General features: G+C 62.5%; 12 protein-coding genes and 1 pseudogene. 8 read left to right on the top strand and 5 right to left on the bottom strand.

Features of this window, described 5'->3' with window-relative positions; translation table 11 throughout:
* Positions 1–136 precede the first annotated feature (136 nt).
* Complete coding sequence (locus PverR02_RS31270) at positions 137–505, top strand: hypothetical protein (protein WP_017850044.1); 369 nt, start codon at positions 137–139, stop codon at positions 503–505.
* On the opposite strand, the gene PverR02_RS31275 is transcribed toward PverR02_RS31270, so the two are convergent.
* Positions 502–1,704 (bottom strand): N-acetylmuramoyl-L-alanine amidase, encoded by a 1,203-nt coding sequence (locus tag PverR02_RS31275; RefSeq protein ID WP_017850045.1) that lies wholly within the window; start codon positions 1,702–1,704, stop codon positions 502–504. The genes PverR02_RS31270 and PverR02_RS31275 overlap by 4 nt on opposite strands.
* 129 nt (positions 1,705–1,833) lie before the next feature.
* Between PverR02_RS31275 and folE2 the strand changes: the two genes are divergently transcribed.
* From folE2 to PverR02_RS31305, 6 genes and pseudogenes are all read left to right on the top strand, one after another.
* Complete coding sequence (folE2, locus tag PverR02_RS31280; protein WP_017850046.1) at positions 1,834–2,724, top strand: GTP cyclohydrolase FolE2; 891 nt, start codon at positions 1,834–1,836, stop codon at positions 2,722–2,724.
* Positions 2,721–3,389, top strand: coding sequence for a metal ABC transporter ATP-binding protein (locus tag PverR02_RS31285; RefSeq protein WP_017850047.1), 669 nt, complete (start codon positions 2,721–2,723; stop codon positions 3,387–3,389). Before folE2 ends, PverR02_RS31285 begins: the two co-directional genes overlap by 4 nt.
* Entirely contained in the window at positions 3,389–4,255 is an 867-nt protein-coding gene (locus tag PverR02_RS31290) for a metal ABC transporter permease (RefSeq protein ID WP_017850048.1), read from the top strand. The genes PverR02_RS31285 and PverR02_RS31290 overlap by 1 nt, the downstream gene beginning before the upstream one ends.
* An 11-nt stretch (positions 4,256–4,266) precedes the next feature.
* Positions 4,267–5,145 (top strand): metal ABC transporter substrate-binding protein, encoded by an 879-nt coding sequence (locus PverR02_RS31295; protein ID WP_079444961.1) that lies wholly within the window; start codon positions 4,267–4,269, stop codon positions 5,143–5,145.
* Positions 5,142–5,703, top strand: a pseudogene (locus PverR02_RS31300) (gamma carbonic anhydrase family protein). Before PverR02_RS31295 ends, PverR02_RS31300 begins: the two are co-directional and overlap by 4 nt.
* Positions 5,704–5,706: 3 nt before the next feature.
* Complete coding sequence (locus PverR02_RS31305) at positions 5,707–7,044, top strand: dihydroorotase (protein WP_079444962.1); 1,338 nt, start codon at positions 5,707–5,709, stop codon at positions 7,042–7,044.
* Here the strand turns inward: PverR02_RS31305 and PverR02_RS31310 are convergent.
* Positions 7,041–7,562 (bottom strand): DUF3617 domain-containing protein, encoded by a 522-nt coding sequence (locus PverR02_RS31310; RefSeq protein WP_017850052.1) that lies wholly within the window; start codon positions 7,560–7,562, stop codon positions 7,041–7,043. The genes PverR02_RS31305 and PverR02_RS31310 overlap by 4 nt on opposite strands.
* 130 nt (positions 7,563–7,692) lie before the next feature.
* On the opposite strand from PverR02_RS31310, the gene cls reads away from it, so the two are divergent.
* Entirely contained in the window at positions 7,693–9,132 is a 1,440-nt protein-coding gene (cls, locus tag PverR02_RS31315; protein WP_046484309.1) for a cardiolipin synthase, read from the top strand.
* Positions 9,133–9,450: 318 nt separating this feature from the next.
* Here cls and cfaB read toward each other — a convergent pair whose 3' ends face one another.
* The 3 genes from cfaB to bufB all read right to left on the bottom strand — a co-directional run bounded on the left by cfaB (position 9,451) and on the right by bufB (position 12,347).
* Entirely contained in the window at positions 9,451–10,635 is a 1,185-nt protein-coding gene (gene cfaB, locus PverR02_RS31320) for a C17 cyclopropane fatty acid synthase CfaB (protein ID WP_026140407.1), read from the bottom strand.
* An 87-nt stretch (positions 10,636–10,722) separates the two neighbouring features.
* Positions 10,723–11,511, bottom strand: coding sequence for an HvfC/BufC N-terminal domain-containing protein (locus PverR02_RS31325; RefSeq protein WP_046484311.1), 789 nt, complete (start codon positions 11,509–11,511; stop codon positions 10,723–10,725).
* The gene (gene bufB, locus PverR02_RS31330) at positions 11,502–12,347 is read right to left on the bottom strand and encodes an MNIO family bufferin maturase (protein ID WP_017850056.1); all 846 of its coding nucleotides are present in this window, start codon (positions 12,345–12,347) and stop codon (positions 11,502–11,504) included. The genes PverR02_RS31325 and bufB overlap by 10 nt, the downstream gene beginning before the upstream one ends.
* Positions 12,348–12,373: the final 26 nt, after the last annotated feature.

Raw genomic sequence — 12,373 nt, forward strand, 5'->3', positions numbered from 1 at the left:
GTCATTCTCATCAGGCCGCCCGTTCAAGCCGGGCTGTACTTAATGTTATATTATAACAACACAAATAAGCCAATCCCCCGCTTGCTCATCATGACCAACGGAGCAATGCTGGCGCCTGTCTACGTCGAGAAAGCCTATGAAATATCTACTCTGTAGCCTGCTGTTGCTCATCACGACCCAGGCCTGCGCCCAAGTGCCGCGCCTGTCGGCCAATTGCACGCGCAGCGCCAACCTGCTGGCCTGCGTCGATCCGCTGGGCAATGCCTACAGCGTGGCGACGGTTGGCAGCACCACGTATCTGCGCGGTTTCGAGGCGATCGGCAGGCGCTATTGGGCGCAAACCAACAGCCGCTACGGGCAACTGACGTTCTTCACCGGCTTGGCCTCGGACGGTGAAGCGTGGGTCGGCTACACGCGGCGTGTGGGCTGGACCACAATCAACCGGTTTTCCAGCTCCGGTGGCGCCAGCGCCACGTTCACCTGCAGCCGTGTGACCGGCTGTTAGGCCTGGTTGTGTTTCTGTTCCTGGACCCAAGCCATGTAGCTGTTCACCGGCGGGTTCTTCTGGAAATAGCGCTGCAGGCCGAGGAACAAACCCTCCGCCACCGCCTGTTGATGCCGCGCCGTGACCAGCCGCGCACTGTCCCGCGCATTGGAAATAAACCCGGTTTCCACCAGGATCGACGGTACATCCGGTGACTTGAGCACCGCGAACCCGGCCTGTTCCACACGCTTTTGATGCAACGAGGTGATGCCTTCCAGGCTGCCCAGGATCGAGCTGCCCAGTTGCAGGCTGGAGGCGATGGTGGCGTTCATCGACATGTCGAGGATCACCCCGGCCAGCATCGGGTCCTTGTCCTTGAGGTTCAGCAGACTGGTGGCGCCCAAGAGGTCGGCGCCGTTTTCCCGTTGCGCCATGAACCGCGCCGTGGCCGAGGTGGCACCGCCTTCGGACAAGGCATACACCGAAGCCCCCGACGCGGTGATCCGTGGTGCCGCATCCGCATGCACCGAGATAAACATGTCGGCGTTGTGTTTGTGGGCGATCTCCACGCGCTTGCGCAGCGGCACGAAGAAGTCATCGTTGCGCACCAGCTTCACATCGAACCCTTTCTCGCGCTTCAAGCGTTTGGCCAGCAATTGGGCAATGGACAGCACCACGTCTTTTTCGCGCTGGCCCTTGGAACCAATAGCGCCGGGGTCCTTGCCGCCGTGGCCGGGGTCGACCACCACGATGATGTCGCGCTTGGGGTGCGCTCTGTCGACCAGCGGCCGGGGTGCGGCCGCTATCGGGTGAGGCACCTGGGTGGCGCTGGTGAGATCAAGCACCAGGCGGTGCCCTTGCCCATCCTGGGGCGGCAACAAAAAGCTGGTGAGCTGCATCGGCGTGGCGAGGTCCAGCACGATGCGCGTATCCGCCTTGCCGAAGTGCCCGGAGCGAATCGAGGTGATCCCGCTGTTCTTCAAGACCAACTGAGAGAAGTCGCCACTGAGCCCGGCGCCGCTCAGGTCGATGATCAGGCGTTCCGGCGCGGTCAGGGAAAAAGTCTTGTAGTTCACCGGGCCACTGAGGTCGAACACCAGGCGCAGCTTGTCGTCCGAGCGCCACAGGCGGGCGTTGCGAATCTGCGTGGCCGACGCGGTGAAGGGCAAGGTGAACAGCGGGCTGACCAGGAGCAGGTTGAGGAGCTGACGTCTGTGCATGACAAATACCGCAAATAAAGGAGCGTCCTTACTCGACATGACTGAAAAAAGGCCGGAGCAGAAAATTCATCGTCGACTCAATAGTTATAATATAACATGTCTTTTTTATCGCCAACGATGGACCTGCTCATGAATGCGCTGACTCTGCCGGATATCGCCGCGCAGGCTTCACGCCAAGCCTTGCCGCTCGACTGGGTGGGCATGTGCGGCATCGCCTTGCCTATTTTGATCGACGACCAACGCCTCGCCGCCACGGCCGATGCCGGCGTCAGCCTGGACGACGGTGCCGCCCGTGGCATTCATATGTCGCGCCTGTACCTGGCGCTGGAGATGCTCGACCAGCAGCCACTGACTCCGGCACTTCTGCGTAAGGTACTGCAGCGTTTTCTCGACAGTCATGAAGGTTTATCTAATAACGCCTACCTGCGTATCCACACCGATCTGCTGCTCAAGCGCCCGGCATTGGTCAGCCCACTGGCTGGCTGGAAGGGCTACCCGGTGAGTATCGAAGCGCGCGTGGAAAACCAGATGTTCCACGTGGAACTAAACATCGAGGTGACTTATTCCTCAACCTGCCCGTGCTCGGCGGCCCTCGCCAGGCAGTTGATTCAGCAGCAATTTCTCGAAGATTTCGGCAACACGCCGTTGCAGCATGCCGATGTGCTGACCTGGCTCGGCAGCGCCAACGGCATCGTCGCCACGCCCCACAGCCAGCGCAGCAGCGCGCAACTGCGTGTCCAGTTGCGCGGCGAGCAGCTGGCGTTGACCGAGTTGATCAATACCGCCGAAGCCGCCCTCGGCACCGCCGTGCAAACCGCGGTGAAACGTGCGGACGAACAAGCCTTCGCCCTGGCCAACGGGCAGAACCTGATGTTCTGCGAAGACGCCGCCCGCCGCCTGAACCTCGCCTTGAAACGCTCGGATGCCGTCCAAGCCTTCCACCTCAAAGTGATCCACGCCGAAAGCCTGCACGCGCACGATGCCGTGGCTGAAAGCCGTTGGACGAGACACTCAGCATGATCACCTGCACCGCTTTGCGCTGGGGTGCCCCCGGCCAACCCCTGACACCCGCCGTGGACTTCACCCTGGAAACCGGCAGCCTTACCGGCGTGATCGGCCCCAACGGCTGCGGTAAAAGCAGCCTGCTCAAAGTCATCGCCGGCCTGCAAAAGCCACTGGCGGGCAAAATCCGCGTGGATGTGCCGCGTCGCGGCGGCGTGTCCTTCCTGCCCCAGCAACAACACCTCGATCGGCAGTTCCCCATCAGCTTGCAAGAGCTGGTCGCCGCCGGTTTCTGGGGCACCCGACTCACCCCGCAACAACGCAGCGAACGCCTGCACGCCGTGTTGGAAGACTGGTGCCTCAGCGGCCTGGAACAGCGCCCGTTGATGGCCTTGTCCGGCGGCGAACTGCAACGCGCCCTGCTCGCCCGCATGAGCTTGGCCGAAGCGCCGGTGTTGCTGCTCGACGAACCCCACGCCGCCCTCGACGAAGACGGCCAGGCCCTGTGCTGGAAACATATCCACGCCTGGCATGACGAAGGCCGCACGGTGGTCGTGGTCTGTCATGACTTGGCCTCCGTGCGTCAACACACCCAGCAAGTGGTGCAGATCAAAAGCACGGGCTGCCGGTTCGGGCCGAGCAAAGAACTGATCCGCCCGCAACCGCACATGCAGGTGGCCTGATGCACTTCACCGCCCACCTGTGGATGCCGTTTCTCGACTTCGTGTTCATGCGCCGCGCCTTGATCGGCGGCCTGGTACTCGCTTGCAGCACCGCGCCGCTGGGGGTGTTCCTGATCCTGCGGCGCATGAGCCTGATCGGTGACGCCGTCGCCCACGGCATCCTGCCCGGTGCCGCCCTGGGTTTCTGGTTCGCCGGCCTGAGCCTGCCCGCGCTGACCATCGGCGGCCTCGGCGCCGGCCTGAGCATGGCGGGGTTGGCCGCGTGGATCACCCGTCGCACCGGCCTGCGCGAAGACGCCAGCCTGGCCGCCATCTACCCCATCTCCCTCGCCGCCGGTGTGCTGATCCTCGGCCTTGCCGGCAAGCGCCTGGACCTGCTGCACCTGCTGTTCGGCTCGGCCCTGGCCGTCGACGAAACCACCTTGACCGGCATGCTCTGGGTCTCCGGTTTCAGCCTGGTCGCCATGGTGCTGATCTACAAACCGCTGCTGCTGGACACCCTCGACCCGCTGTTCCTGCAAACCGTCAGCCGCCTCGGCCCATTGGCCCACGGGCTGTTTTTGACCCTGGTGGTGCTGAACCTGGTGATCGGTTTCCAGGCCATCGGCGCGCTGATGGTGGTGGGTTTGATGATGTTGCCGGCCATCGCGTCCCGCTTCTGGAGCCGGCGCTTGCCGGTGCTGATCGCGGTATCGGCAGTGCTGGGATGCCTGTCGGTGTGGCTTGGCTTGTTGCTGTCGTTCTACTACTCACTGCCCAGCGGCCCCGCGATTGTGCTGGTGGCTGGCGGTGGGTACCTGCTGTCCGTGATCTTCGGTCCGGTGCATGGCTTGCTGCGCCGCCCGCCCTTGCTGTCATCCCAATGAGGTGTCTCCCGATGCGCGCTCTACTCGTGTTGTTCAGTCTGCTACTGCCGTTGTCCATGGCCCAGGCCGCCGACAAACTCCAGGTGGTGACCAGCTTCAGTATTCTCGATGACATTACCCACCAGATCGGTGGCGAACACATCCAGATCAGCAACATGGTCGGCCCCGACGCCGACGCTCATACCTACGAGCCGACCCCGGACGACGCCAAGGCGCTGCTCAAGGCCAAGCTGATCATCAAAAATGGCCTTGGCTTCGAGCCGTGGCTGGACCGCCTGGTGACCAGCACCGAAACCCACGCCACCGTGGTTACCGCCAGTAAAGGCGTGATTTCCCACACCATGGAAGAAGACGGCGAAACCATCCCGGACCCGCACGCCTGGCATAACCTGGCCAACGCCGAAATCTATGTGAACAACATCACCAAGGCGCTGGTGGCCGCCGACCCGGCCAACCAGGCCGACTACCTGCGCAACAGCCAGGCGTACCTGAAAGACATCTACCGTTTGCTCGCCGAGGCCAAGGCCAAGTTCGGCGCGCTGCCAGCAGGCAACCGCCGCATCGTCACCTCCCATGACGCGTTCGGCTACCTGGGCCAGGCCTATGGCATCCAGTTCCTCGCGCCTCAGGGTTTGTCCACCGAGCGTGAGCCTTCCGCCGCCGAAGTCGCCGCGCTGATCACTCAGATCCGCAAGGACAAGGTCAAAGCCGTGTTCATTGAAAACATCAAGGACTCGCGCCTGCTCAAACAGATCGCCAGCGAAAGCGGCGCGCAGATCGGCGGCACGCTGTATTCCGACGCCCTCGCCGCAGAAGGCCCGGCCAGTACCTTTATCGGGCTGTTCGAATACAACCTCAACACCCTGTGCGCCGCGTTGGGCAAACCATGATCCGCAAGAACCCATCCGGTGATCTGCCGGTGATTGCCGAATCGGCCTACGTCGATAAAACCGCGATCATCTGCGGCAAGGTCATCATCGGTGATGAACGTATTCGTCGGCCCCTACGCCGTGATCCGCGCGGACGAAGTCGACGCCAGCGGCGACATGGACCCGATCACCATCGGCGCCAACTCCAATATCCAGGACGGCGTGGTGATCCACTCCAAATCCGGCGCGGCGGTGACCATCGGCGAGTTCACCTCCATCGCCCACCGCTCCATCGTCCACGGCCCCTGCAGCGTCGGCGACCGCGTGTTCATCGGCTTCAACAGCGTGTTGTTCAACTGCGCCGTCGGCGACGGCTGCGTGGTACGCCACAACTCGGTGGTCGACGGCCGCGACTTGCCCGCCGCGTTCTACGTGCCTTCGACCACCCGCATCGGGCCCAACACCGACCTGTCGCAATTCCCGCCGGTGAGCGTCAGCGCGTCGGAGTTTTCCGAGGACGTAGCGCGTACCAACGTCGATCTGGTGCAGGGTTACAAAGCCCTGCAAAACGAGTTCTGAACCATGAGCCGCCTGTTGATCCGCAACGCCCGACTGGTGAATGAAGGCCAGGTATTCGACGCCGACATGCTGGTCGCCCACGGCCGTATCGAGAAGATCGCCAGCAGCATCACGGGGCACACGGCGCCTGTGGAAATCGACGCCCACGGTCAATGGCTGCTGCCGGGGATGATCGATGACCAGGTTCACTTTCGCGAACCCGGCGCGCCGGACAAAGGCGGTTTCTACAGCGAATCCCGCGCAGCGGTGGCCGGCGGCATCACCAGTTTCATGGATATGCCCAACACCCGGCCGGCCACCCTCACCCTGGAAGCGCTGGCCGACAAAAAACGCCGCGCCGTCCAGCACTCGGTGGCCAACTACGGTTTTCACTTCGGCGTCAGCAATGACAACCTCGACACCGTCGCCGCGCTCGACCCGCGGCAAGTGGCCGGGGTCAAAGTGTTCATGGGCGCGTCCACCGGCAACATGCTGGTGGACGATCCACGGATTCTGGAGCGCCTGTTCGCCGATGTGCCGACGATCCTGCTGGCCCACTGCGAACACACGCCGAGTATCCAGGCCAACGAACAGCGCTTGCGCGAGCGTTTCGGCGACAACCTCCCTGCCGCCGCCCACCCGCTGATCCGCGATGCCGAAGCCTGTTATCGCTCGTCTTCACTGGCGGTGGAACTGGCCAAGCGCCACGGCACGCGCCTGCATGTGTTGCACCTGAGCAGCGCCCGCGAGTTGGCGTTGTTCGAAGACCAGCCGCTGGCGCAGAAACGCATCACCGCCGAGGTCTGCGTCCATCACCTGTTGTTCGACGACCGCGACTATCACCGCCTGGGCCACCAGATCAAATGCAACCCGGCGATCAAAACCCGCGCCGACCGCGACGCCTTGCGCCTGGCCCTGCTCGGCGAGCGGCTGGATGTGATCGGCACCGACCATGCACCGCATACCTGGGCGCAAAAGCAGTTGGCGTATGGTGAGGCGCCGTCGGGTTTGCCCCTGGTGCAACATGCGTTGCCGGCGTTACTGGAGTTGGTGGCCGATGGGCTGCTGCCGCTGACCACCCTGGTGGCGAAAACCAGTCATCGCGTCGCCGACCTGTTCGCGATCCCGGACCGTGGCTACCTGCGTGAAGGCTATTGGGCCGATCTGGTGCTGATCAAACCCGAACCCGAAGGCAAGCCGGTCCGCAGCCAGCCGATCCTGGCGCGCTGCGGATGGACACCGTTCGCCGAGCGCCGCTTTCGCCACAGCGTCAGCACCACTCTGGTGTCGGGCCAGTTGGCCTGGCACACCGGCCAGGTGGTCGACAGCTGCCAGGGCCTGCCCCTGCACTTTCAGCGTTAAGCGCGCGGTTTGACGCTGCCGCAGTTTTCCCCCAGCCACTGGGCGTGACTGTCCAGGCTGCCCTTCTGCTGAATGCCGGTGGCATTGAAGGTGCCGTTGACCGTGGTGGTGAATTCCTTCTGGCTCTGGAAGGTGGCAACGCCGGTGCCCTGGGCTTTCGGGCAGCTGAAACGGAATTTCCACTGGTTGCCGCTCTTGTCGGTCACTTGCTGTTTGCAGCCCGACTGCGGATCGGTCAGCGGGATCGCGTCGGAGGCGACCTGGGCGGGGGTGAGGCACACCTGCACGCCTTTACCGGCCATGGTGATGCCTTGTTTTTCCAACATGGCGCGCTGTTCGGGGGTCATTTGTTGCTTGAGCTGACCGAGGATCAATGACAAATCCGGCAGGTCCTGGTTATCCACTTTCATGTTGCTCGTGGTCAATTCCCACAAACCAGGCGCCAGCATCTGCGCCTGGGCCGCCACGGGCAGCGACAAACCAATAACCATGGCCAAACCTAGCAGACGAGCATTCATCGGGTAACTCCTGGATAATTGTGGGCATTAGACGCCACAAAAGCGCCAGTGTTGCACGGCAAATAAAATAGCGACATTCCTGACCGAACATGGTCTGTTAGGCACTGGATTGCCTGGAGTACCATCGTCCATGGATTTTTTTGGCCCGCACCTGCTCGCCTACTTCATCGCCACGCTGCATTTTCTCGGGACGCTCGCCGCGATCCATGCAGTGCTGACCGTCAGGACCGCCCAAGGCTCGATTGCCTGGGCGTTGTCGCTGATGTTCATACCCTACCTCACGCTGATCCCGTACCTGATCTTCGGCCGCAGCACCTTCGATGCGTACATCCAGGCGCGGCGCCAGGCCAACCAGGAAATGCACACTGCGATCAACGAGCTGAACTGGCGCCCGTGGGTCGAGGAAGCCCTGGCCGCCCGCAACTCCAGCGCCTACGCCTCCTTGCGGGCGATGCCGAAGCTGGGCCGCATGCCGTGCCTGGCGAATAATGAAGTGCGTTTGCTGATCAATGGTGACGCCACCTTCAGTGCGATCTTCGAGGCGATTCGCCGCGCCAAAACCGCCGTGCTGTTCCAGTTCTTCATCATTCATGACGACGAGCTCGGTCGGCAGTTGCATGCCTTGCTGAAGGAAAAAGCCGCCCAAGGCGTCGCCGTCTACGTGCTCTACGACCGTATCGGCAGCCACGCCCTGCCCTCTCACTATGCGCAAACGCTGCGCGACGCCGGGGTGCAGGTCAAGGCGTTCGCCACCCGCAGCGGCTGGCTCAATCGCTTCCAGGTCAACTTCCGCAACCACCGCAAGATCGTGGTGGTGGATGGCATCACCGGGTTTGTCGGCGGGCATAACGTCGGCGATGAGTATTTGGGCAAAAAACCGCCGCTGGCGCCGTGGCGCGATACCCATGTGCAGGTCACCGGCCCGGTGGTGGCGTGCCTGCAGGAATCGTTTGCCGAAGACTGGTTCTGGGCGGCGCGGGAACTGCCGCCGCTGATCCTGCCGGACACCTACCCCGAAAACGGCGTGCTCTGCCAATTGCTCGCCAGCGGCCCGGCCGACCCTTATGAAACCTGCTCGCTGTTTTTTGTCGAAGCGATCCACGCCGCGACCGAGCGGGTGTGGATCACCAGCCCGTATTTCATCCCGGATGAAGCGGTGTTTGCCGCCCTGCGCCTGGCGGTGCTGCGCGGGGTCGACGTGCGCCTGCTGCTGCCGTCGCGGCCCGACCACCGCATCGTGTATGCCGCCTCCAGCCTTTACGCGATCGAAGCGGTGCGCGCCGGGGTGCGGGTGTTCCGCTATACGCCGGGGTTTCTGCACCAGAAAGTGGTGTTGGTCGACAGCGAAATCAGCGCGATCGGCAGTGCGAACATGGACAACCGTTCGTTCCGCCTGAATTTCGAGGTGATGTTGCTGACCGTCGATGAAGCCTTCGCCCAGCAAGTGGAACACATGCTGCTCGATGACTTCGCCCTGGCCCATGAAGTCAGCCAGGAAGAAAGCCGCGAAACCCGCCGCCTGCAACAACTGGGCATGCGGGTCGCGCGGCTTATCTCACCGATTCTCTAACAGACACTGCTGTAAAAAGTGGGAGGGGGCTTGCCCCCTCCCACATTTGGATCTGCGGGGCTTCGGGAAAATGCTTCAGCGGTAGATATCTTCCCTTGTCCACGGCAGTTCATGGCTGCCATCGGCGAAGGGTTTTACCGCCAGTATGCGGATCGCACGGCGTGTTTCACCGCTGCACCAACAGACGCTGCGGTAAAAATGTGGGAGGGGGCTTGCCCCCGATAGCGGTGAATCAGTGCCCAATCCGCTAGCTGACACACCGCAATCGGGGGCAAGCCCCCTCCCACATTTGGATCTGCGGGGCTGTGGGGAAATGCTTCAGCGGTAGATATCTTCCCGCGTCCACGGCAGTTCATGGCTGCCATCGGCGTGGGGTTTTACCGCCAGGATCTGGTGCAGGTTGATCCAGCCCCGCGCAAACGCGTAGGCGCAACCGGCCAGGTACAACCGCCAGATGCGCAACGCCTGCGCCGGCACCATCTTCGCCGCCGCTTCCAGGTTGTCTTCCAGGCGTTCGCTCCAGTGGTCCAGGGTGCGTGCGTAGTGCAGGCGCAGGCTTTCCACGTCGACCACTTCGAGCCCGGCTTCGCTGAGTTCGGCGGTCATCATCGCCAGGTGCGGCAGTTCGCCGTTGGGGAAAACGTAGCGCTCGATGAAATCCCCGGCGCCGCGGCCCACGGGGCGTCCGTCGGTGTGCTTGGCGGTGATGCCATGGTTCATCACCAGTCCGCCTTCGCGCACCGCGCCAAACAGGGTTTTGCAGTATTGCGCCAGGTTGGCGTGGCCGACGTGTTCGAACATGCCCACGCTCACCACTTTGTCGAAACGACCGTCCTGGGGCAGATCACGGTAATCGAGCAGTTGCAGGTCCACCTGATCGTCCAGGCCCTCGGCTTTCACGCGTGCCTTGGCCAGGGCCAGTTGCTCCTTGCTCAGGGTGATGCCGAACACCTTTACCCCGAACTCCCGCGCCGCATACCGCGCCAGCCCGCCCCAACCACAGCCGACATCAAGCAAATACTCCCCCGGCTGCAAGCGCAACTTGCGGCACAGGTGGCGGAATTTGTCTTGTTGGGCCTGATCGATGGATTCGCTGCCGGTTTCGAAATAACCGCAGGAATACGCCATGTCCTGGTCGAGCCACAGCTGGTAGAACTCGTTGGACAGGTCGTAATGGTAGGAAATCGCCGCTGCGTCAGTGGCCTTGTCGTGGAACGAGCGCACCGGACGATTGCCCCCATCGTCATCGACCAGGGCGTGACTCAACTCGTCACACACCCGGATCACCTCGGAGATGGAGCCTTCCAGCTCCAGTTTGCCCTCGACGAAGGCTTCGCCCAATGAATCGAGCGTGGGATGGGAAAGCTTGGACACAATCGTGGGGTCCTTCACCACGATGGTCACACTGGGCTCAGGGCCCAAGTTGAATTCATGGCCGTCCCAGAGTCGAAGACGCAGCGGTAGCTGAAGATTCTGTAAGGCCGGTGGAAGTTGCGCGAGCATGAGTAGTCCCCCCTTGTTTCAGACGTCTGGAAAGAGGGTAGACCATCCGACGACCGGGTAGGAAGCTATCGATCTGATAACCTGCGCTTATGGAATCCGGCGTTCGAGCAAACCGTCCTGAACCCACTGTTTCAGCCATGAGACTGCTTGCAGGGGCGCACCCTCTCCATGACTGACCGCCAAGCGTTCGCACAGTTCTGAAAAACACCAGCCGGTGCTCACCATGCCCGCCAGGGCGCAGGTTTGCGCGGGTTCCAGGCTGCGGTAGCGGCATATCTGCTGATCGCGCCACACCAGGCAGACCTGCGGCGCGTCCAGAGGCTGGCCGGCGTGCAAGGCCGATTTAGCCTTGGCGGCACGCCAGGTTTCGACGGTATTGAAGCGGCAGAATATCTGCTGAACGGTCGGCGCCAGGGTGACCTGCAAGCCCGGCCAGTCGGGCGGCGGCAGTCGCGCCATGTCGTCCAGGGTCAGCGGCGTGCCCGGCGGCGCATCGAACGCCAGGGTAAACGCCCACTCCAGCCGTGCCAGCTCGGCCAACGGCGCGCTTTGTTCAGCCACCAGGTGCTCCTGGATAAACCCCGCAAACCGCTCGCCCAGCCAGCGCAGGCTGTAATGGGCGGACGGATAGCGACGCACGTAGGCCTCGGTCAGCGAGGCGAATTCGTCATCGCCCAGCCAATACCAGAGGGCACCGAAGTCCTGCCGTAATACGTCCTGCAAGCGCGACAGGTAGGCGTTGTGATAAATCGCCAGGCCGGTTTCCACATCCAGCGTAGGACCACCCAGCAAGGTGGCGGCAAAGCCAGTACCGGCCACGGGCGTTTCGGCTAATAAATGCTCTTCGAAGGCCCGTTGCCAATCCGTCAGGCGCATAGCGTTCTCCTGAGCAAGGCGCTCGCCCCCAGCGACCGGGCCTTGTCCAACTCGCTGAGCAAGTCTTCGAACGGCGGGAAATGGTCGTCGCGCTCGAGCAACGTCGAGACCGGGCCCAGGTGCTCCAGGGTCTGTTGATACAGCGCCCACACCGGATCACACACCGGGTGGTCATGGGTATCGACCACGTAATCGCCGTAGTCCATATGCCCCGCCAGATGCAGCTGGCGGATGCTCTGCGGCGGCAGGTTGTGAATGAACGTCCAGGCATCAAAGCCATGATTGCGCGAGCTGACGTACACATTGTTGACGTCCAGCAGCAACTGGCACCCGGTCAAGTGGGTCAGCGCGTTGAGGAATTCCCACTCGGTGAATTCATCCGCCTTGGCGCGCACATAGCTGGAGACGTTTTCCAGCACCAGCGGGCGCTGCAACACATCCTGTACCTGAAGCACGCGACTGGCCACGTGATACAAACTTTCTTCGGTGTACGGCAGGGGCAGCAAGTCATGCAATTGGTGCGCGCTGCCGCGGCTCCAGCACAGGTGATCGGAGATCCACGCCGGCTGGATGCGCGCGGCGAGTTGCTGGAGTTGCTTGAGGTAATCGGTATCGAGCGGATGGGGCCCGCCGATGGACAGGGACACGCCGTGCATCACCAGCGGGTAGCGCTCGGCGATCGCGTCCAGGTAGTACAAGGCTTTACCGCCCTGCACCAGGTAATTCTCGGAGATCACTTCGAACCAATCCACGGCCGGCGATTGTTCAAGGATCTGCTGGTAGTACTCACTGCGTAGACCCAGGCCGTAACCCAGGCTCGGAAGGGATGTAGACATCAGGCACTCCTGGGCAAAAGTGTCCG

Source organism: Pseudomonas veronii, assembly GCF_002028325.1.
Taxonomy (GTDB): Bacteria; Pseudomonadota; Gammaproteobacteria; order Pseudomonadales; family Pseudomonadaceae; genus Aquipseudomonas; species Aquipseudomonas veronii.